The following is a 21,758-nucleotide window of genomic DNA, read 5'->3' as shown; positions in this document are numbered from 1 at the left end:
GTTGAACGAAAAATAAGGAGAAAATGTGGAGATAAAAGATTTATCTCGCTCTAGCATCATTTACATTGTCGCTATTTTGCAACCTGTCATGAGAATGCAAGTTTTTCCTTCAACACTACGCATGCGTCAAATAAAATAGCAGCATCATCAGAGGACCGCATGCTAAGAAAAACACTGATACTGACCAGCATTCTCACTTTAACTGCTTGTAATAGTGATGATCGTGATAATCAAACGCATAATCCCACTCCAACGCCGACACCACCGGCCTATGTTGAACCTGAAATTATTATTGTCGGACATCGAGGCGCTAGCGCCTTGCGTCCTGAACATACCTTGGAGGCTTATCAAAAAGCCATTGAGGATGGTGCAGATTTTATTGAGCCTGATCTGGTTCCAACCAAAGATGGTTATTTGGTTGCTCGTCATGAAAATGAAATTGGCGGTACGACCAATGTCAGTGAACTGCCACAATTTGCAGATCGTAAAACCACCAAAATCATTGATGGAGTCAGCTTAACAGGCTGGTTTACCGAAGACTTCACCTTAAGTGAACTGAAGCAGCTGAAAGCCCGCGAACGTATTCCAGATATTCGGCCACAAAACACTCAATATAATGATCAGTTTTTAGTGCCGACGATAGAAGAAATTATTGAACTGGCTGATCAGCACTATCAAAAAACAGGAAAAATTATTGGGCTGTATATTGAGACTAAACACCCAACCTATTTCCAGGATTTAAATCTGGCCATGGAAGACCGTTTATTGAGTAGCTTGGCGAAATATGAATATTCGCGAAGTATTGCCCCAGTCTATCTACAATCTTTTGAAGTTAAAAATCTGCAATATCTACGCAGTCAGCTAGATCGTTTAAACACCTTGCAACATGCAAAAATCATTCAGCTCTACAGCGGACAGAGTTCTCAGCCTGCTGATGCACTAAAAGCAGGTCTGGGGACTACTTATGGTCAATTGGCCAGTGCAGAAGGACTTAAAACGGTTGCGCAATATGCTGATGGTGTGGGACCAAGTAAAACCTATATCGTCAGTAATCAGGGAGTAATCACCAATTTTGTGAGTCTGGCACATGCACAGGGCCTGAAAGTACATCCTTATACCTTGCGCCCAGAAAATGATTTTTTACCTGATCGCCTCGATTGTAGTCCAAATCCTGCTGAGAAGTGTGAAACAGGGGCGTTGGCCGAGTTTGAAATCTTCTTTAAAGCCGGTGTTGATGGTGTCTTTACAGATGATCCTGGACTAGGACGTCAGGCTGCAGACCTGTTTTTAAAACAGTAAAAATTCTCATATATTAAAAAAGACGCGGCATGCGTCTTTTTTCTACTTTCAAACAAAACAGCCTATACGATATGCTCAAAATGAATGGTACAGCCCATTAATAAATGCATCAATTCAATCTGCGATGTACACCCGGTTTTTTCATAAATATTCTTAAAATAGGTACGCACCGAGCTTAACGTCAGCTTGCAATGCTCTGCAATCTCTTCAAGTTTATAACCATTAATCAGCACCTCACATAACTCAACTTCCCGATTCGACAAGTGATACTGCTGCTTTAAATAATCTTTGGCTAAATAATATTTCTGCCCGGTTTCAGTCACAAAAACCGCGACATAGGCCTGTTCTGGTAGTCCTTCAGTATTTTTTAGCTGGCTTAAATTAAAAGGAATCACCGTTAGCATTAAGGTACTCTGATCAGCTGCTGTCAGCTCAATCACCCCGCCTGGTTCTTTATTCCATTGACTTAAGTCCGAACCAGCCCCCTCAATGAGCTGATCGAGTTTGGCCTGAAAACCGCGTTCTACCTTTAAACGATTATAACGGTCCAGCTCAATCAGATTGGAGCGATTGAGTGTTTCCTGAGCTTTACTGTTGGCATAAATTAAACAGGACTGCTGATCGAGTAGCAGCACGCCTGTTTTTAAGTGATCTAGAATATGACCTAAAGCCAGTTTCTGCTGCTTGGCCTGACAAAGCTGCCGATGAATTTGTAGTGCCCGGCGTAAATGCTTACCGATCCGCTTAAGAAATTCATGCTCTTCCGGACTATAAGGCTGAGCATCGGGCGCCCGGTGAATACCCAAGACCGCCCAACGATGTTGCCCCTGATCGAGTAAAACAGCTGCGATATGACAAATCCCAGTCGGCTCCAGACAGCGCTCATAAAAGATATATTCATCTGTGCCTGGCATCTGGCCATACGACTGCAAGTTTTGCTCAATGGTATCCCCCACCCCGGTTTGCTGCCATAACGGCGCATGCAGTTTCATATCAATGACTTTAATCCGTTCGTCCTGATAGGCATCAATACAGGCTTGCGGAATGTTATAGGTATGCACAAAGTCATAACTTGGACTTAACTGGTCCAGAGCGGTAAAAATCGCGGTTTTACTGTTGGTGTAGTGCACAATGGCTTCAATTACTTGCGGCCATAAACGCGTATCCATCGCGGCATCATAAATTAACCCAATGATCTGGTGTTCTTGTTCTTTCATCTCTCCCCCAGCTTAATCATTAAGCCCTACCAATTTAATACAAAAGCTCATCATACATTTAATTATTTTTGAACCATTTATCTATTTCTTACTTTTTTATGCATTAAGTTTAGTTTTACTGCATTGTGTTTTTTATTGACCTGCATATAAAAAAATCCCCGCAATTGCGGGGATTTTTATGATCGAATGACCAGCAGATGTATTACATCATGCCGCCCATACCACCCATGCCGCCCATGTCAGGCATTGCTGGTTTTTCTTCCGGGATTTCAGTGATCATGCACTCAGTTGTGAGCATTAAGCCCGCAACAGATGCAGCATGCTCAAGTGCAGAACGGGTTACTTTCGCTGGGTCAAGAATACCCATTTCAAGCATGTCGCCGTATTCACCAGTTGCAGCGTTATAACCGAAGTTACCTTCACCATTTTTCACAGCGTTGATCACAACAGATGGTTCATCACCTGCGTTTGCCACGATTTGACGAAGCGGCGCTTCGATTGCACGGCGCAGGATGTTGATCCCTACGTTTTGGTCATCGTTGGCACCTGTTACACCGTCAAGTGCTTTGGCAGCACGTACCAGTGCAACACCACCACCAGCAACCACACCTTCTTCAACTGCAGCGCGAGTTGCATGAAGCGCGTCGTCTACGCGGTCTTTTTTCTCTTTCATTTCAACTTCAGTTGCAGCACCGATCTTGATCACTGCTACACCGCCTGCCAATTTAGCAACGCGTTCTTGAAGTTTTTCTTTATCGTATTCAGAAGTCGATTCTTCGATTTGCGCACGGATTTGTTGAACACGCTCAGCGATTTGGCCTGCGTTACCCGCACCATCCACAATCACGGTGTTTTCTTTAGATACAGTTACTTTGTGTGCAGTACCTAAGTGTTCAAGCGTTGTTTGGTCTAACTGCATACCGATTTCTTCAGAAATCACAGTACCGCCAGTTAAAATCGCGATGTCTTGCAGCATTGCTTTACGACGGTCACCGAAGCCAGGTGCTTTCACCGCACATACTTTGATGATGCCGCGCATATTGTTCACAACAAGCGTCGCAAGCGCTTCACCTTCAACATCTTCAGCGATAATTAATAGTGGCTTACCTGTTTTTGCAACCGCTTCAAGAACCGTAATCAGTTCACGGATGTTGCTGACTTTCTTGTCTACCAGCAGGATGAACGGGTTTTCAAGTTCAGCAGTCAATGTATCTTGTTTGTTGGCGAAGTATGGAGAGATATAACCACGGTCAAACTGCATACCCTCTACAACGTCAAGTGCATCTTCAAAGCCTGAACCTTCTTCAACAGTGATTACGCCTTCTTTGCCCACTTTTTCCATTGCTTGTGCAATTAAAGCACCTACAGTGGTGTCAGAGTTTGCAGAGATCGAACCGACTTGTTCAATTGCTTTCGAATCAGATGCAGGTTGTGCAGTTGATTTGATTTCAGCCACTAAAGTTTTCACCGCGATGTCGATACCGCGTTTCAAGTCCATTGGGTTCATACCCGCAGTCACTGACTTGATGCCTTCGTTCAGGATGGCTTGCGCCAATACAGTTGCAGTTGTGGTACCGTCACCTGCAATGTCATTGGTTTTAGAAGACACTTCACGAACCAGTTGCGCACCCATGTTCTCGAACTTGTCTTTTAACGTGATTTCTTTCGCAACAGAAACACCATCTTTAGTGATGTGCGGTGCGCCGAAAGAACGGTCGATCACCACGTTACGGCCTTTAGGACCTAACGTTACTTTCACTGCATCTGCAAGAATGTTGACACCCGCAATCATTTTGCTACGAGCTGAATCACCAAATTTTACGTCTTTAGCTGACATGATTTACTCCAATTTTAAATCTTAACTAAATCTGATAACCATTGAGTTAGTGAGAAATTAGCCTTCTAAAACAGCTAAAATGTCAGACTCTTTCATAATAAGCAGTTCTTCACCGTCTACTTTTACAGTGGTGCCGGCATAGGTACCAAACAATACTTTATCGCCAACTTTCACATCTAATGCACGTACGCCATTGTCTGTGATTTGACCATTACCAACTGCAATGATTTCACCCTGAGCAGGTTTTTCAGCAGCAGAACCTGGCAATAAAATGCCGCCAGCAGTTTTTGTTTCTTCTTCGACACGACGAATTACTACACGGTCATGTAATGGACGAATGTTGCTCATAAATAACTCCATCAGACTAAGTCTTCGTTAGATAACTGATGACGACTTATTTATTCCTTTGGTCATCATCAAAATGAATTTTAGATGTCACTTTTGTGGGGATGGAAAAAAACGCTTCAAGGGGAAAAATGAAAAAAAATCTGTTTTTTGTCTTTTTTTTCGCCAGCCATCAGACCACTGTCGCTTTATTCCCCATATTTCTAATACGGTTCAAATTTTTGTGTGCGTTCATTAAAAAAATAGGCCTGAATTTCACCGCTGTCATGAATCACATTAAAGCTGTTATTAAAACGACGATGCAGACGATAAGACAGCGCCGTGCCGGCATGAATATCCAGCACCGGATGACTGGCCTGCAAATGATAAATCTGGTTTAAATCATAGACTGCGGACTGATGCAGATGACCATGCAACAGCCCGAACAGGCCATGCTGACTCCAGCTTTCCAGCGCCATTTTGCCAAGCATTGGACAGTCTTTTACCCCATGCGGATCATCCGGCGGGGTATAAAACGGTTGATGCGCAGCAATCAGCTTGATTTTATGCGCCGGCGCCGCGGCCAGAATCTGATCGACCAGCTGGATTTGCGCCAGCGAAATATGCCCGCGGGTATGGTAACGCCGCCGGATACTGTTTAAACCAATCAGAAAAAAATGCTCGGTTTCCAGCACAGTTTCCATCTTGCCAAAAAACAGCTGATAACGCGCAAATGGATTGACAAAACGGGTCCATAAATCGAATAGCGGAATATCATGATTGCCCGGCACCACCAGATACGGCCGCTCCAGGCTGTCGAGAAACTGCTTACAGTCATAAAACTGTTTAAAACGCGCACGCTGGGTTAAATCACCACTGACCACTATCGCTTCAGCCTGATGCTCCAGGCAAAATTGCCGGATGGCTGCCATGCAGACCGGCTTTTCGGTGCCAAAATGCAAGTCAGACAGATGCAGAATCATAAGGCACCATCATATTTAAGGCATTTTTTTCCACTGTGACTATTAGCGGTGGTCGCATCCGGACAATTTCACCATCAATGGCCACCTGCATGGTTTTTAGTTGTGCATGAATCACCACCTGATCTGCAGCAAAAGTATATACATCGGGCGCTTGTTCAATTTCCCCTTTCACCAGCTGCCATAAAATTTTAAACAAGGTCAACTTATCGCTTTTCGCCACCACAATGCCGGCCACCTTGCCCTGTGCCACCGCTGCAGCAATACGCAAATTCATCTCCGACAATTGCAGCTGGTTATTGCCAAAAAATACCAACGGAGTTTTCACCGGAAACAGCTTGCCATCGACTTCAACTTTTAATTTCAGCTCCTTGCGATGGCGAATCATTACATCCAGACCGGAGGTATAGGCATGTAAAGGAAAGCGACCCAGATAGCGGTTATACAGCTCCCTTTTCTGGATAAATAAAGGATATAGCCCCAGGCTGGCATTGTTTAAATAGATGTGTTCATTGATCCGCGCGATATGCGCCTTGCGTGGCCGGCCGGTTGCAATCACATGCGCTGCCTGAATAATATCTACCGGAATATCAAATACCCGGGCCACATAGTTAAAGGTACCTAAAGGTAAAATGCCCATGGGAATATCGGTATGAATTAGTTTGGCCGCCACAGCATTCAAGGTGCCATCGCCCCCTGCGGCCACCACCACGCCATAATTGTCCGGGTCCTGATGACGTAAAAATACCTGCGCCATTAATTCATCAAAACTAGAATACTGTTCGATATCAAAGGACTGGATTTCAAAACCGTATTGGGAAAAAATCTGGATCAGCTCTTCATATACCTCGGTTTTATGGGTCGCATGAAAGCCTGATTTTTTGTTATACACAATAGACAATGGCTTGAATTGTTCAGACATTTTGTCCACATCTTTAAAGCATTTGTTCTAATTTCAGCCAATTAAGTGGAAATTTAAAGCACCTTTATGTAAAAATCGAATTACCACCATTTATTTAATCAATAATGATTCTCAGAAAAAATTTAGATATAAATTATTGTTTTAAAAAGAAATAAATAAATTAAATAATATACATAAATATAAAAAATAAATAAGATACCCCCTTATTTAAACATTATCTTGTTGTTTTTTATAAACTTATCATTTAGATTGCATTAACTACCAAAATAATTCCTTTAGTCCTTTAGTCTTATTTTTTTCGTCATTTTGTGCTTTAATACAGCCACTTTTTTTTCATATTTCATCTGAGCGGTTCATTTCATCTCTCAGATTGTACTTTGTACAACAGTTTGTACACATTTTAGATAGGCCTCACCATGACCCAAGTGAACGCACCAGAATTCGTTCGTCACCCTAAGCTTATTGCTTGGGTGGAAGAGATTGCTAAATTAACAAAACCAGCAAAAATTGAATGGTGTGACGGTAGCGCAGAAGAATATCAACGTTATATCGACTTGATGATCGCTAACGGCACAATGCAAGCGCTTAACCAAGAAACTCACCCTGGTTCTTATCTTGCAAACTCTGATCCTTCTGACGTAGCTCGTGTTGAAGACCGTACTTACATCTGCTCTGAAAACCAGGAAGATGCCGGTGCGACCAACAACTGGGAAGCGCCTGCAGTAATGCGCGAAAAATTGAACGGTTTATTTGACGGTTCAATGGCAGGTCGTACGCTGTATGTGGTTCCATTCTCAATGGGTCCACTCGGTTCACACATTGCACACATCGGGATCGAGTTAACTGACTCTCCTTATGTTGCAGTCAGCATGTCTAAAATGGCTCGTATGGGTAAAGCTGTTTATGACGTATTAGGTACAGATGGCGAATTCGTTCCATGTGTACACACTGTAGGCGCTCCGCTTGCCGAAGGTGAAAAAGATGTTGCATGGCCTTGCAACAAAGAAAAATACATCGTGCACTATCCAGAAACACGTGAAATCTGGTCTTACGGTTCAGGTTACGGCGGTAACGCATTGTTAGGTAAAAAATGCCTGGCGTTACGTATTGCATCGTTCATGGGTCGTCAACAAGGCTGGTTAGCTGAACACATGCTAATTCTTGGCGTAACCAATCCTCAAGGCGAAAAACACTACATCGCAGCGGCATTCCCATCTGCATGTGGTAAAACCAACTTCGCGATGCTGATTCCACCAGCTGGTTATGAAGGCTGGAAGATTGAAACTGTAGGTGACGATATTGCCTGGATCAAACCAGGTGAAGATGGTCGTCTATACGCAATCAACCCTGAAGCTGGTTTCTTCGGTGTAGCACCTGGTACAAACACCAAAACTAACCCGAACTGTATGGCGACGCTGCACAAAGACGTGATCTATACCAACGTTGCTGTGACTGACAATGGCGAAGTATGGTGGGAAGGTCTTTCTAAAGAAGCACCTGCAAACCTGACCAACTGGAAAGGTCAACCACATACTGGCGAAGAAAAAGCAGCGCATCCAAACGCGCGTTTCACCGTATCTGCAGGTCAATGTCCTTCAATTGATGCTGACTGGGAAAATCCAGCAGGTGTTCCAATCTCTGCATTCATCTTTGGTGGTCGTCGTGCAGACACAGTGCCTCTAATTTCAGAAGCATTTGACTGGGTTGATGGCGTGTATAAAGCGGCAACCATGGGTTCTGAAACCACTGCTGCTGCGGTTGGTCAACAAGGTATCGTTCGTCGTGACCCATTCGCAATGCTGCCATTCGCGGGTTACAACATGGCGGACTACTTCTCTCACTGGTTAGAAATGGGTGAGAAAGTGGGTGCGAAAGCTGAAGCTGCAGGTAACAAACTGCCTGGTATCTACAACGTGAACTGGTTCCGTCGTGATGCTGAAGGCAACTTCGTATGGCCTGGTTTCGGTCAAAACATGCGTGTACTTGAGTGGATCATTGACCGTTGTGAAGGTCGTGCAGATGCTGTAGACACTCCAATTGGCCGCGTTCCAACTTACGAACAGCTGAACTGGACTGGTTTAGATTTCTCTAAAGAGCAATTTGAAACTGTGACAGCACAAGACAAAGATCAATGGATCAAAGAACTGGAAAGCCACACTGAGTTATTCAATAAACTGGGTGAGCGTTTACCAGAAGCATTGAAAAAACGTCAAGCTGAGCTTTTAGAAGCGGTTAAATCTGCTTAATTGCTGATTAACATGAAAGAGGTCGCGAAAGCGGCCTTTTTTATTGCCTGCCTATACACGCTACATTTTACCGGCAATAAATTTCAACACATCATTGAGGAAAGCAGTCGTCCCCAGGTCAGGCTTTTATGGCATACTTGAAAGTATAAATTAGAGATCATGAGCCATAATAGCGATGAACAATACTTATAAACTTTTAGGACTTGCCTGTACGGTTACCCTGCTCACTGCCTGCCAGAGTGGGCCACGCGAATTTAATGGCAATGTCGGTTATCAGATCGAAAGCCGCACTGACAGCACAGCCACCTTGGCTTACACCCTTGCAACACGCAACAATCAGCAATTAGATGAACAGCGCCTACAACGTGCCTGCCAGAAAGTGCTGGCCAGCAATAAAGTCTTTAAATTAAATATTCTCAGCGTCAATGAAATTGCCAACCCGGCGGCCGGTAATAATCTTACTGCTCCAGGACGTCAAATTGGCGATACCCGTGCCACCTTCAGCCTGTCGAATACCCCTGGCCTGCACAGCAGTGAAAATCCGGCCACACGTGATGCCCTCACTGCCCGCCCAAGCACTTTAACTGTGGTGCGCTATACCTGCTCTTAAGCTTCTGCAAGCCAATAAAAAAGACGCTGTTTACAGCGTCTTATAAAAACTGACATTACGAAATTCGGGCGACTCATCTAAATCGGGCCAAGTGGTGGCACTACGCTCATCCAGCTTTTCATATTTGGGATGGCTAAAGTTTTTCACCCGGCTGTCCGCCACCCACACTTCTGGGGCAAATTTTAAAAACTCATCCAGGAAAAAACGGTTGCATTGATCGTACAGCACATCCGCTGCGAGTAGTACATCAACCTGCTCGGCTTTGTAGAGATCATCCAGATATTCCAGCTCGACGCCATTAAGTTCGGCATTGGCCCGACAGGCATCCAGACTGACCTGATCAATATCACAGCAGATCACCCGCTTGGCACCTGCCATTTTGGCAGCAATCGCCACCACACCTGAACCTGCGCCAAAATCCAGCACCACTTTATTTTTCACATGATGTGGTTCAGCCAGCAACCACTGCGCCATGGCCAATCCTGAGGCCCAGCAGAAAATCCAGTACGGCGTATCATTCCAGATCCGGCGGATGACTTCATCATCGAGTTTATCGGTGGGAAAAACCGGCGGAATCAACCAAAGTGAAATCGGTGTTTCAGGCAATTGCTGTGCCTGCAGTTCACAATGTGGAATCACATCATGCAAAGCACTTAATAGATGTTCAGGGGCTTTAGGAAATTGAAAGGTGCAGCTCATTGGGTTTTTATTCTTTATGTATTTCAGCAAAAATCTGATGTTAGAGGTTTTACCCTCATCCCAACCTTCTCCCTGAGCCGTATACGGCGCAAGAGAAGGAGTATCCATTATTTTTACAATGAATTTTCCCTCTCCTGAGCAAGATTTAAAGCACTGCTTTTAAATCGAAGCGCAAGAGAGGGTCAGGGAGAGGTCAATTTATTAACCCAAAGCCTTCTCAGCCGCTTCTACGGTTTGACGAATCAAGGTTGTAATCGTCATCGGACCAACACCACCTGGCACTGGTGTGTAAGCAGAAGCGATGTCTTCGATACCAACGAGTTGGATATCACCAACACCGCCGCCTTCACGTGGGTGGAAGCCCGCATCAACGACCACTGCACCTGGCTTAATCCAGTCTTTCTGAATCAGTTCAGCTTTACCAACTGCGCCCACAATAATGTCTGCCTGCTTCACGAATTCAGCCAGGTTTTGTGTGCGTGAGTGACAGGTGGTTACAGTTGCATTGGCTTCTAGCAGCATCGCCGACATTGGTTTACCCAGAATAGCCGAACGACCAACCACCACTGCATGTTTACCCGCGATTTCGATGTTGTTTTCTTTCAGAATAGTCATGATGCCCGCTGGTGTTGCCGAACCATAGGCCGCTTCACCCATCGCCATACGACCATAACCCAAACAAGTCACACCATCGACATCTTTTTCAAGTGAAATGGCATCGAAGCAGGCACGCTCATCAATTTGTGCCGGTACCGGATGCTGTAACAGGATACCGTGTACATCAGGATTGGCATTGAGTTTTTCAATTTCAGCCAGTAACTGCTCAGTGGTGGTTTCCTGTGGAAGCTCGATTTTTAAAGAGTCCATACCGACACGGCGGCAGGCATTCCCTTTCATACGTACATAAGTTGCAGATGCACCGTCGTCACCTACCAAAATAGTCGCCAGAATTGGGGTACGACCTGTTTTCGCCTTTAATGCTTCTACGCGTGTTAACAAGTCAGCTTCAATTTGCTTTGCTAATGCACGACCATCCAAAACTAATGCCACGGCACATCTCCAAATGTTGATAGGAATCAATTTTGCAAATAATACATGATAATTTAGGCAATTTTCTTTCATATGCCGAATTTATGTGCATATGCGCGATTTATAGTATTGTTTTTTTTCCAGAGCTTGCTAATATGTGCATCACCAAGACGTGGCGGGGTGGCAGAGTGGTCATGCAGCGGACTGCAACTCCGTGGACGCCGGTTCGATTCCGACCTCCGCCTCCAATCTTGGTAAAAATGCCCGAGTGGTGAAATCGGTAGACACAGGGGATTTAAAATCCCCCGCCCTCAAAGCGTGCCAGTTCGAGTCTGGCCTCGGGCACCATTTTAACAGATCTTAAAATGGTGCAGTAAAGAATCCAGCGTCAAGCTGGTTTTTTTATGCCTGCAATTTAGCTTCTGCGTTGACCCTGTCCATGACCCCACAACAGCCCCTGCTTTTTCTACAACAGCTACAACAACACCATCCGGCTGCATTTAAACGCAATTTTCTGCTGTATGGCGCAATAAAAATCAAAGGCATGCTGGATGAGTGGAAAGAAATCCTCCCCTGGGTGCTGGCCCTGCTGATTTTTATTCCGCTGTCGATGGTCCTTGCAGATGTGATTCAGCAGCACTTGCCACAGTTTGATGCCGCACAAAGCAAAAGTATGGCAATTTTAGCGCTCATGTTGCTGTTGATGCTCACGACACCCTATGTGATTTATCAACTCAAACACAGTGCAGCGGCCTTATATCGCATGCTCCGCCATACCCCAATCAAACTGGCGATCGTGATTTTAGTGCAGGCGCTAAATGTCTATTACTGGCAAAGCGTGCTATTGCAAGGGATACTGTTCTTTTTTGCCCTGAGTTTTGGCTTTGTACGTTTTTATAAAGAAAACCTGTTTCGTCATGAGGCTACACCAGAACAGCAATACTGTTTGCAGCAGATTCGCCGTGCAGCGTACTGGTCATATCGTCAGCTTCGTAATACCCACCTAAAAATGTACTTTTATCCCAAAAGTTCGGCACGCTATGCAGACCTGGCGGTACAGCGGATGAAATATGCCAATCTGCATCAGCAAATCATGCAGGTTGAACACAAGTTTGCGCAGCAGATTAAATTTATTGATCTGGACAGTTATCTCAACGAAATCAGCCAATAAAAAAACCGGGACAATCCCGGTTTTTTTATAGAAACAGGGTTTAAGCACTGGCCGGCAGGTCTTTAATTTCCACCAGAGCCGGCGTGTATTGCAGACGGTGATAACGCGCATCATCCAGTTGATAATCTGCTGCTTTGACCGTGTTCACGAATTTCCACTCGGCCAGCATCTCATCTGCCGTAAAGCTGACGGTCAGATAACCTCGCTGATTCAGGTTGCAATAACTCAGCTCATCAATCAGGGTATTAAAGGCAAATTCAAATTCGTATAGCTTGGCCGCCGGAATCTGCAGATATTTTTCCATCCCCGGAGAGGACACCGAACTGGTGGCCAGCTCCACCCCGACAAAGTTCTGCTGGGCATCATACAGCTGTGCAGACCAGGCATTATGAGTATCGCCCGCCAGCACCACCACTTTTTTACCCAGTTGACCCAATATGCTATACAGTGCTTCACGCTCGTAAGCATAGCCATCCCAAGCATCCAGGTTATACGGCACCACGGTCAGAATACGGGCTTTTTCCTGTGCGGTTAAAGTGGGATCGCCCTGTAAATAACGGCTTTTTAGCGTCACCAGTTCTACCAGCATCCGCTCGACATTGGCCAAGGTCTCTACGGTTGCCTGACCACTGGTGATTTGCCCGAGCACCTGCAAGATTTCCGCCGGAATCAGCATTTTCGCCATCAGCACCTGTTGCCCCAGCACATTCCAGATGGCCTGAGATTGGGTCAGCTGCTGCGCCAACCAGGTAAACTGAGTACGGCCAAGCAAGGTACGGTTAGTGTCAGTTAAATCTGCGCTAAATCGGGCGGCATCCAGACCGATCGCGGTTAAATAATGGGCATAATCCAGCTGCTTGTGACGCGCCAATACCCGCGTATCCAGCATATTTAACTGCACCAGCTGACCGAAATTAAACTGGCGATAAATATTCAGATGGTCATTTTCAGAGACCGGACGAATTGGCATCCACTCAAAATAGGCCTGCAATGCAGCCAACTTGCGTGCAAAGAAATCACCTTCGTTGTCCTGATGATTCTCCGCCCCTTCCATCCAGGTATCATTGGTCAGCTCGTGGTCATCCCAGATTACAATAAACGGATGGCGCTGATGCACCGCCTGTAAGTCGGTATCCCCACGATATAAGGCATAACGCTTGCGATAATCATCTAAACGGATAATTTCCTGATTGTTATCTGCGGCCAAGGTACGTCCCAGTTTTTCCGCATCTTCAGTGGCATAACCATCGGCGCCATATTCATAAATATAATCACCCAGATGGATGACCACATCCAGATTTTCCTTGGCCATTTCCTTATAGACATGGAAATAACCGGCCGGATAGTTGGAGCAGGAACAGACCGCAAACTTTACAGCAGCAGTATCAAGCGGCAAGGTTTTGGTTTGGCCTACCGGTGAGCTTTGCGCGCCATAGCGGAAACGGTAGAAATAGGTCTGATTGGCTTCTAAACCGTCTGCATCAACTTTGACGGTAAAGTCCTGCGCCTGTGTGGTCAGCACTTTGCCCGTATTTACAATGTGCTGAAACGCCTGATCGGTCGCGATTTCCCACTGTACTTCCAGACGCATAGCCGTATCTTCGGGGCTAAGACGGGTCCATAGAATCACCCGGTCTGCCAATGGGTCACCACTGGCCACACCATGTAAAAATTGTATTTGTGGCGCATCAGGAGATGGATGCTCTGGATCATCATCGCCACAGGCAGTTAAGCTGAGTGGCAAAGACAGTGCCCCAAAACCAGCAATGGTTTTTTGAATCAGTTCACGACGGTTCATGTGCGTTGTCATACGGTTTTCCTGTTGTTTTTATTTGATCTACCTTAGAAAACCGAGGTTTAGCTTTGATCTCATTTTGATGAAAAAATGATGACAGTCGTTTCCTTCCCTGCCGAGAGTTTAGGCTAATACAATGATTTGCTTGAAAAGAAAGCAATTGTAAGCAAATTTACTTGCCAAGTTTTCCATCCTCCTCTATTATTGCGCACATGCCCGAGTGGTGAAATCGGTAGACACAGGGGATTTAAAATCCCCCGCCCTCAAAGCGTGCCAGTTCGAGTCTGGCCTCGGGCACCATTTTAATAGATCTTAAAATGGTGCAATAAATTACCCAGCGTCAAGCTGGTTTTTTTATGCCCGAAATTTAATAAAACAGATTGAATAGAAAGAGAAGAAATATAAAAAGAAGGATGAAATATCAGGTCACCCTACTCACCTTGCCAAGCTGTTTTTCAAGCATTTATGCCGCCGATGAATCAAGCATTTAATATGATCAAGAAACGCCCGTACAGCAAAGCAACCTGCTGAGTAGGTCTTGCAGGTAGATGAGAGGACTAAAGCATATCCGAAACAGAGCTGCTATTTACTGTACACTCTGTAAGATTGAGCGATAGAATCATCTCAAACCCAGATCACCCCATTATAAAAAAAGAGAGCGGCTTACCACTCTCGATTCGATACCAGCTCTTCCATTTCCAGCTCGAAATAGCCGGCATCTTGCAGCACCATCATCATCGCTTCGGCAATATAGTCCGCCGCAGTATCATCCAGTGATGAGTCCAGATCTTCAAATTGTGGTTTCATCTTGTTGATGACACTTACCGTTTCATGGGCGAAGTGATAAATATCCGCCTCGGACAAATTCGGCTTGGCGACTTTTTTCGCAAACTGTTCAATGGACTGTTTGATTTCAGCGACCAGAATATCGGGATAATAGTCATCGTCAAACATGGGGAGAAGTAAATCTGTAAACATACAGGCACTCAAAACTACAAAAGGTCAAATTCAAGACAGGCTATATAGCACAAAGCCCCTGAAAAGCCAAACTGAGCGAGATTTGAATACCTATATGATATAAAGCAGGCTGGTATAGAGCAGCCCTTAAGCCAATTGCATCGCCTGCCAGATTTTAATGGCATCGGCGGTAGCTTTCACATCATGCGCGCGCACCATACAGGCACCCTGCTGAATACTCAGCAAATGCGCAGTGGCTGAACCAACTGCACGTTGCTGTGGCTCTGCGGCATCCAGCACACTGCCAATAAAACGTTTACGCGACAAGGCAGATAAAATTGGATAACCCATGTCAGTCAGTTTATGGAACTCATTTAGCAATTGCAGATTTTGCTGGACATTTTTGGCAAAACCAAAGCCCGGATCAATCATAATGTTTTCAGCCTTGACCCCGGCATCCAGTGCATCCTGAACCCGTTGCGAGAGTTCACGAATAACATCTGTAGTGACATCTTCATATTGATCCAGATTATTCATGGTGGTTGGCTCACCGCGCATATGCATGATGATCACCGGAATATTTAATTCAGCTGCGGTTTCCAGCGCCTGAGGACGGGTTAAAGCCCGCACATCATTCCAGATATGTGCACCGGCCGCTACTGCCGCACGAATCACTTCCGGCTGTGAAGTATCAATTGAAATCACCACATCCAGTTTGGCCAGCTCCTCGACCACAGGCACCACCCGGCGGATTTCTTCATCAATTTCCACCACCGCTGCGCCGGGACGGGTCGATTCACCCCCCACATCAATGACGGTGGCACCTTCAGCAATCATCTGTTTGGCACGGGCAATCGCCTGCTCTTTTTCATTGTGCTGCCCCCCGTCACTAAACGAGTCCGGGGTTACATTCAAGATTCCCATCACATGCGGCTGAGACAGATCCAAAGTTAAAGCTCCAAAGCTCCATTGACGCTGCGGTAATGGCATCAGCTGCATGTTTTTCTCCTCATTCACAATAAGGCAAATATTGTCTTATGGATAATTCAGTAAAGTAAAGCCTTAGATGTCAAACTGCGGCTTATTTGCATATTGCAACAGCTTGGACAGTCGGCTTAATTTCACAAAAGGGATCATTTTTTTCGTCCGACAAAACAGCTGATAGATCCCCTATTAAAGACAGGAGATTATGACTGACCCTGATAACGCCCCGGCCGATGATTGAGGGCCAAAAAGATACCCATAATCACCGCTGCCAAGATAGACCACAACACCTGCTGATATGGCATCACCCCAAAAGCCAATGCAACGACCACACAATCAATGGCCATTTGTACCTTACCGGCACTGATGCCAGCTTTGTCTTGCAAATACAGCGACAAGATGGTGGCGCCACCCAAACTCGATTGATGCCGGGCCAAAAACAGAATACCGGTTCCCAGCATTAAGCCGCCAGCAATGGCGGCAAAAAGTGGATGCAAATAATGAATGTCCAGATATTGCGGCACAATATAGGTCAATAAAGAAAGTAAGGCCACACAAATAAAGGTTTTCAGCGTGAAGCTTTTGCCCAGTCTGCGCCACGCAAACCAGTAAAACGGCAGATTAATCAGAAAATACAGCAAACTAAACGACCAGCCAGTTGCATAGTGCAGCACAAAAGCAATCCCTGCGGTACTCCCGGTCAGCAGACCTGCCTGTTCATACAGAATCAGGGTAATTCCGACAAACAGCGTTCCTGAGAACAGTGCTAGGCTGTCATCCATATAACTATGTTTAAGCGGATGCATCGATGGTAGAGGCGCAGCTTTTAACGCGCTTGGATTAGATTGGTTATTCATGTTGAGAATCCCCTGTTCACCCTGTACTTGTGGTCTGTGGTGAATAGCATGTGTGTGCTTGTGGCACGTGGTATTTTTATTGCGTTTTTAATATGACAAAGGATAAAAATTTCTACAATCTTTAATTGTTGTCTTTTCTCCTGTCCGGGTTTATGGCTTGCATAGACCTTTCATCTAACCAATTGGGTCAGGTACCCATAAATACATGCAAATTTCATGCATAAAAAAACCACCCGAAGGTGGTTTTCTTAAAATATTCTTAGTTGGCTGGCAATGGTGGTGGTGTGCTTGGACCATTGCTTGGGGTTACATCAATCACCGGATTTTCTGCAACATATACTTTTGGTGGCTGTGGTTCACGGCCTTCCATAATGTCACGAATCTGCTCACGATCAATGGTTTCCCAATCCATCAGCGCTTTTACCATGGCATGGGCAATCTCTTTGTTGTTTTCCAAGATATCCCAGGCCACTTTATATTGCTCATCCAGAATGCGGCGCACTTCACGGTCCACTTCCAGCTGTGTCGCTTCAGAAATGGTCCGGCTACCCAGGCTGCCCATGAAGGATTGCTGTGAATCATCTTCATAAACCATCACGCCTAGTTTGTCCGACATACCGTATTTGGTCACCATGGCACGTGCCATTTTGGTTGCACGCTCAAAGTCGTTCGATGCACCGGTAGATTGCTGATTAATGAAAATTTCTTCAGCAATACGACCACCAAACAGGATTGAAATTTCTTTCAGCATCTTGTCTTTGTAATGGCTGGTCTGATCAAACTCAGGCAACTGCCAGGTTACACCCAGCGCCCAACCACGCGGCATAATCGTAACTTTATGCACAGGATCCGTACCCGGCAGCATTTCCGCCACAATGGCATGGCCTGCTTCATGATAAGCCGTCGCACGACGTTCTTCTTCACGAATCACCATCGATTTACGTTCAGGACCCATGTACAGCTTGTCTTTGGCGTCTTCAAAGTCATGCATGTCGACCGTGTTCTTGTTACGACGTGCAGCAAATAGCGCTGCTTCGTTCACCAAGTTGGCCAACTGTGCACCCGAGAAGCCCGGTGTACCACGTGCAAGGACTTTTACATCCACACCTGTGGTTGAAGGCAATTTTTTCAGGTGAACATTCAAGATTTGCTCACGACCTTTAATATCGGGTAAGCCCACCATCACCTGACGGTCAAAACGACCTGGACGTAATAAAGCTTTATCCAGTACATCGGCACGGTTGGTTGCGGCAATGACGATAATACCTTCGTTGCCTTCAAAACCGTCCATTTCGACCAGCATCTGGTTTAAGGTCTGCTCACGCTCATCGTGACCACCACCAGTACCTGAACCACGGTGACGACCGACCGCATCAATCTCATCAATAAAGATAATACATGGCGCGTGGCGTTTCGCCTGCTCGAACATGTCACGGACACGAGATGCACCGACACCCACGAACATTTCTACGAAGTCAGAACCTGAAATACTGAAGAATGGAACTTTCGCTTCACCTGCAATCGCTTTTGCAAGCAGGGTTTTACCCGTACCCGGAGGACCCACCATCAGGACGCCCTTAGGAATAGTTGCCCCCAGACGTTTGAATTTGGCCGGATCTTTCAGGAAGTCAACGATTTCCACGACTTCCTGTTTTGCTTCATCACAACCCGCAACATCAGTAAAGGTGACTTTAATCTGGTCTTCAGACAGCATTTTTGCCTTTGACTTACCGAAGCTCATCGGACCGTTCTTACCGCCTGCACCGCCACCCATGTTGCGCATAAAGAACATGAATAACAAAATGATTAAGAGCACAGGGAAACTTGCAATCAGCAACTGCATCAACAAACCTTGACGTTGAGGTGCAGTACCTTCAACAACAACGTTGTTTTCAATGAGGCTCGGCATGAGTTCAGGATCTTGAACCGCCGGACGAATACTTTCAAATGGTGAGCCATTGGCTTTTTCACCACTAATTCTTTCGCCATCAATTGTAACTTTTTTAATTTGACCAGCATCCACCGCCGCAACGAACTCGGAATAGTTCATTGACGTTGGCTTATCACTGCCATTGATGTTACTGAAAATCAGAATCAGTACACCAAGTATAATTAGCCACAATACGGCATTCTTGAAGAGATCGCTCAAAGCTTTATTCCCATATCAATCTAATTTGATCATGCCCTTTACAGGGTGACCTTAATGTTAAAGCTGAAGATCAGCCTACAAAACTCTTAAAAACGTACAAAATGCACAATTTTTAACGGCTTGGCAAGTAAACTTTATTTGAATGCCTTCTTCCGGCCCTGTCCGATCAAAAACACTTCTTTCGAACGTGCACGAGAAGCTGCCGGTTTTGCAGTCTTTAATACATCGAAGCTGTCGACGACCTGTTTGCGAAATTCATCGAAGCCAGAACCCTGGAACACCTTCACAACAAACTGTCCGTTTGGCCCCAGCACTTTTTGCGCAAAGTCCAAAGCCAGTTCACATAAATAGATTTGTCGTGGCTGATCTACTGCTCTATTACCTGATGTATTGGGGGCCATATCGGAAATTACAACGTCTACAGTCCGGCCATTTAAAATATTTAACAATTTTTCAAAAACTTCTTCCTCACGGAAGTCACCTTGCAGGAAGGTCACATCTGGTAAGGCATCCATAGGCAAAATATCCGATGCAATCACCAGCCCTTTGTCACCGACCAGTTTGCCGGCAATTTGCGACCAGCTGCCGGGCGCAGCCCCCAGATCGACCACCGTCATGCCGGGTTTGATAATTTTATATTTTTCCTGAATCTCTAGCAGTTTATACGCAGCACGCGCACGATAACCTTCCTTCTGGGCTTTTTTCACGAAAGGGTCATCCAGGTGCTCTCTCATCCACGCACGACTACTTTTGGATAATTTCTGGTTGGTAATGCGTGTTGCCATAACTCTCTAAATATTAAAAACCTTCTAATTTATAATTGTACGTGAAAATTGCCGCGCTTGCAGTACAGATGTGTAGTTAAATGGACGTAGAGGGTGTGATTTTTTCTATTATTTGCATCGATTATTTGCGCAGATTTTACAGCGTTTCAAATTGGGATTTGCTATACTAAGCCGTTTTTAAAATCAGGTTATTTTTATGGCGGCTTTATCTATTCAGGAACGCAAGCGTTTACGTCAAATCGGTCATGCACTCAATCCGGTTGTGATGATTGGCGGACAAGGGCTTACTGAAAATGTCATTGAAGAAACCACGCGTGCGTTAAACGACCACGAACTGATTAAAGTGAAAATTGGCGGTGAAGACCGTGAAGCACGTGCAGCTGTAATTGAGGCAATTGCAGAAGCGACTGGTGCAGAAGTGGTACAGACCATTGGTAAAATTGCCCTGCTGTATAAAAAAGCCAAACCGCAAAATCCAAAATTATCGAACCTGGTTCGTCACGCGCATCTGGCAAAATAATTTTTCCTTATGGCAAGTTATGAACTGAGTGCTTTTGATCGCCGTTTTCAGGCCATCTCCCTGGTCGGGGCGATTGAGCAGCAAAGCCCGTTTAACCTGAATATTGGTTACTGGCTGCGTGATCCGAACCAGTATGTGCAGTGGCCCGATCTGGTGTCTGCGCATCCGCGTCAGGATTTTCTCTGGCAGAACACCTGTTTTGAAGTGTTTATTGGGGTTCATGGGGAAGATTTTTATCGTGAAATTAATCTTTCTCCATCTCAAGCCTGGCAGGCCTATCAGTTTGAGGAATATCGCTATCCGGAAGATATGCCGCCGCAAGCCGCCTATGATATTGAGCTCAACCAGCTGAAACGCACCCATTATGGACTGAATGTCAGTCTGGACTTGGGCGAATTCATGGCCAAGCATAAATTAAAGTGGTCGGATCTGTTCATTGGTTTAACTGCCGTGTTAAACACTTCTGAAGGTGAACACTATTACGCCATGCAGCACAGCAGTCCACAGGCCGATTTTCATAACAAGCGCGATTGGCTGCATCAGTTCTAGGCATTATGTCTGAACTAAAACGCAGTATAAAAAAGTGAGGCACATGACCTCACTTTTTTATTGCCTGCATCGCACGCACCCGCTACAACACGCCTTAGCTTTTAAGGGTGGTGTCGGTTTCAGAAGCAGGTGCCGCCTCTTTTGCTGGTACAACTTTTTTCCAGGTTTCCAAGGTATGTTCTTTGGAGCGCTTGAAGGTTTCAGTTAACTGGTCTTTATGCTTGACTGAAATCTGGCTGACATCGGCTTTAAGCTCTTTGCCAATTTTATTCAAATCTTCAATCACCGCATTAAACTCGGTTTTCACGAACTCTTTTAGTTCACCAAGATCTTTTTGTGAGCTGCCAAAATGCCCCTTGAGCGATTCAATTTTCTGCAGTAGCTCCTTCTTGAGCTGACTGAGCTGCTCCTGCACGCTGCCATTAAATTTTTTCGCTTCGGTCTGCAGTTTTTCCTGGGTCTCCCCGACTGCTTCAGTAACCTGCTGCTTGGCCTCTTGCGCTGCCTGTTCAAGCTTTTCAGTGCCTTCTGCCACCACGTCTTTTAAGGAGTTTTTAGCCGCTGGCTGTTTTTGTTCTGCTGTCATTGCCGTTCACCCGCCTGTTATTATGAAAGACCACAGCATAGTAGAAACAGATAAAATTTAAGTTTTGATTTGTTAGACAATTATTAAATGCTTACATTTCTGTGACATTGCGTGACAAACATGCTTTTGCACCAAAAGAATACTTTTTTATTGGATATTCCGCTTCAAGAACGTGGACTTTTTCAGAGTTGGTGCGTATAATGCGCTGTTAAGTTCAAGCGAGCAGATGTGAGGAGGGTAGG

Annotated in this window: 20 protein-coding genes and 3 tRNA genes; 9 read left to right on the top strand and 14 right to left on the bottom strand. The window is 45.3% G+C overall.

Features of this window, described 5'->3' with window-relative positions; genetic code table 11:
* The first annotated feature begins 159 nt into the window (after window positions 1-159).
* The gene (locus FTU67_RS00675) at window positions 160-1,299 is read left to right on the top strand and encodes a glycerophosphodiester phosphodiesterase (RefSeq protein ID WP_180036422.1); all 1,140 of its coding nucleotides are present in this window, start codon (window positions 160-162) and stop codon (window positions 1,297-1,299) included.
* Between the two features lie 62 nt (window positions 1,300-1,361).
* Here FTU67_RS00675 and FTU67_RS00670 read toward each other — a convergent pair whose 3' ends face one another.
* From FTU67_RS00670 to FTU67_RS00650, 5 genes are all read right to left on the bottom strand, one after another.
* Window positions 1,362-2,516: a LuxR C-terminal-related transcriptional regulator gene (locus FTU67_RS00670; protein WP_180036421.1), complete on the bottom strand. Its 1,155-nt coding sequence runs from the start codon at window positions 2,514-2,516 to the stop codon at window positions 1,362-1,364.
* Window positions 2,517-2,718: 202 nt separating this feature from the next.
* Window positions 2,719-4,353: a chaperonin GroEL gene (groL, locus tag FTU67_RS00665; protein WP_127798938.1), complete on the bottom strand. Its 1,635-nt coding sequence runs from the start codon at window positions 4,351-4,353 to the stop codon at window positions 2,719-2,721.
* A 57-nt stretch (window positions 4,354-4,410) separates the two neighbouring features.
* Entirely contained in the window at window positions 4,411-4,701 is a 291-nt protein-coding gene (gene groES / locus FTU67_RS00660; RefSeq protein WP_004810787.1) for a co-chaperone GroES, read from the bottom strand.
* A 200-nt stretch (window positions 4,702-4,901) separates the two neighbouring features.
* Window positions 4,902-5,660, bottom strand: a complete 759-nt coding sequence (locus FTU67_RS00655) for a metallophosphoesterase (RefSeq protein ID WP_180036420.1) — start codon at window positions 5,658-5,660, stop codon at window positions 4,902-4,904.
* The gene (locus tag FTU67_RS00650) at window positions 5,641-6,579 is read right to left on the bottom strand and encodes a diacylglycerol kinase family protein (protein ID WP_180036419.1); all 939 of its coding nucleotides are present in this window, start codon (window positions 6,577-6,579) and stop codon (window positions 5,641-5,643) included. The genes FTU67_RS00655 and FTU67_RS00650 overlap by 20 nt, the downstream gene beginning before the upstream one ends.
* Before the next feature lie 416 nt (window positions 6,580-6,995).
* Here FTU67_RS00650 and FTU67_RS00645 point away from each other — a divergent pair, with 416 nt between their 5' ends.
* Complete coding sequence (locus FTU67_RS00645) at window positions 6,996-8,825, top strand: phosphoenolpyruvate carboxykinase (GTP) (RefSeq protein WP_005176337.1); 1,830 nt, start codon at window positions 6,996-6,998, stop codon at window positions 8,823-8,825.
* A gap of 175 nt (window positions 8,826-9,000) precedes the next feature.
* Window positions 9,001-9,435 carry a hypothetical protein gene (locus FTU67_RS00640; protein WP_005176335.1) on the top strand — a complete coding sequence of 145 codons (435 nt, stop codon included), beginning with the start codon at window positions 9,001-9,003 and terminating at the stop codon, window positions 9,433-9,435.
* A 30-nt stretch (window positions 9,436-9,465) separates the two neighbouring features.
* Here FTU67_RS00640 and FTU67_RS00635 read toward each other — a convergent pair whose 3' ends face one another.
* Entirely contained in the window at window positions 9,466-10,134 is a 669-nt protein-coding gene (locus FTU67_RS00635; protein WP_034597408.1) for a methyltransferase, read from the bottom strand.
* Between the two features lie 201 nt (window positions 10,135-10,335).
* On the bottom strand, window positions 10,336-11,184 hold the full coding sequence (gene folD / locus FTU67_RS00630; RefSeq protein ID WP_005176331.1) for a bifunctional methylenetetrahydrofolate dehydrogenase/methenyltetrahydrofolate cyclohydrolase FolD: 849 nt from the start codon (window positions 11,182-11,184) through the stop codon (window positions 10,336-10,338).
* Window positions 11,185-11,337: 153 nt separating this feature from the next.
* On the opposite strand from folD, the gene FTU67_RS00625 reads away from it, so the two are divergent.
* From FTU67_RS00625 to FTU67_RS00615, 3 genes are all read left to right on the top strand, one after another.
* A tRNA-Cys gene (locus FTU67_RS00625) sits at window positions 11,338-11,411 on the top strand.
* Between the two features lie 14 nt (window positions 11,412-11,425).
* Window positions 11,426-11,511 (top strand) — tRNA-Leu (locus FTU67_RS00620).
* A gap of 91 nt (window positions 11,512-11,602) precedes the next feature.
* Window positions 11,603-12,334, top strand: coding sequence for a hypothetical protein (locus FTU67_RS00615; protein ID WP_005176329.1), 732 nt, complete (start codon window positions 11,603-11,605; stop codon window positions 12,332-12,334).
* 40 nt (window positions 12,335-12,374) lie between these two features.
* Here FTU67_RS00615 and FTU67_RS00610 read toward each other — a convergent pair whose 3' ends face one another.
* Window positions 12,375-14,144, bottom strand: coding sequence for an alkaline phosphatase (locus tag FTU67_RS00610; protein WP_180006791.1), 1,770 nt, complete (start codon window positions 14,142-14,144; stop codon window positions 12,375-12,377).
* 199 nt (window positions 14,145-14,343) lie between these two features.
* On the opposite strand from FTU67_RS00610, the gene FTU67_RS00605 reads away from it, so the two are divergent.
* Window positions 14,344-14,429: transfer RNA gene (locus FTU67_RS00605), tRNA-Leu, on the top strand.
* Between the two features lie 363 nt (window positions 14,430-14,792).
* Here FTU67_RS00605 and FTU67_RS00600 read toward each other — a convergent pair.
* The 5 genes from FTU67_RS00600 to rlmE all read right to left on the bottom strand — a co-directional run bounded on the left by FTU67_RS00600 (window position 14,793) and on the right by rlmE (window position 19,861).
* Window positions 14,793-15,107 carry a DUF5713 family protein gene (locus FTU67_RS00600; RefSeq protein WP_016659949.1) on the bottom strand — a complete coding sequence of 105 codons (315 nt, stop codon included), beginning with the start codon at window positions 15,105-15,107 and terminating at the stop codon, window positions 14,793-14,795.
* Between the two features lie 126 nt (window positions 15,108-15,233).
* A complete protein-coding gene (gene folP, locus FTU67_RS00595; RefSeq protein WP_180006792.1) occupies window positions 15,234-16,085 on the bottom strand; it encodes a dihydropteroate synthase in 852 nt (283 codons plus the stop codon).
* Window positions 16,086-16,273: 188 nt separating this feature from the next.
* Window positions 16,274-16,927: a YitT family protein gene (locus FTU67_RS00590; protein ID WP_016659947.1), complete on the bottom strand. Its 654-nt coding sequence runs from the start codon at window positions 16,925-16,927 to the stop codon at window positions 16,274-16,276.
* 259 nt (window positions 16,928-17,186) lie between these two features.
* Window positions 17,187-19,076, bottom strand: a complete 1,890-nt coding sequence (gene ftsH, locus FTU67_RS00585; protein WP_168398992.1) for an ATP-dependent zinc metalloprotease FtsH — start codon at window positions 19,074-19,076, stop codon at window positions 17,187-17,189.
* 134 nt (window positions 19,077-19,210) lie between these two features.
* Window positions 19,211-19,861, bottom strand: a complete 651-nt coding sequence (rlmE, locus tag FTU67_RS00580) for a 23S rRNA (uridine(2552)-2'-O)-methyltransferase RlmE (RefSeq protein WP_005176316.1) — start codon at window positions 19,859-19,861, stop codon at window positions 19,211-19,213.
* A 196-nt stretch (window positions 19,862-20,057) separates the two neighbouring features.
* On the opposite strand from rlmE, the gene yhbY reads away from it, so the two are divergent.
* Together yhbY and FTU67_RS00570 are read left to right on the top strand one after the other, a co-directional pair.
* A complete protein-coding gene (gene yhbY, locus FTU67_RS00575; protein ID WP_005176314.1) occupies window positions 20,058-20,381 on the top strand; it encodes a ribosome assembly RNA-binding protein YhbY in 324 nt (107 codons plus the stop codon).
* Window positions 20,382-20,390: 9 nt separating this feature from the next.
* On the top strand, window positions 20,391-20,930 hold the full coding sequence (locus FTU67_RS00570) for a DOMON-like domain-containing protein (protein WP_075167187.1): 540 nt from the start codon (window positions 20,391-20,393) through the stop codon (window positions 20,928-20,930).
* 94 nt (window positions 20,931-21,024) lie between these two features.
* Here the strand turns inward: FTU67_RS00570 and FTU67_RS00565 are convergent, their stop codons facing one another.
* Window positions 21,025-21,516, bottom strand: a complete 492-nt coding sequence (locus FTU67_RS00565) for a hypothetical protein (RefSeq protein ID WP_160243447.1) — start codon at window positions 21,514-21,516, stop codon at window positions 21,025-21,027.
* Window positions 21,517-21,758 lie beyond the last annotated feature (242 nt).

Source organism: Acinetobacter sp. YH12132, assembly GCF_013418645.1.
GTDB classification, from domain to species: Bacteria; Pseudomonadota; Gammaproteobacteria; order Pseudomonadales; family Moraxellaceae; genus Acinetobacter; species Acinetobacter indicus.
This window is presented reverse-complemented; position numbering and strand designations above follow the sequence as displayed.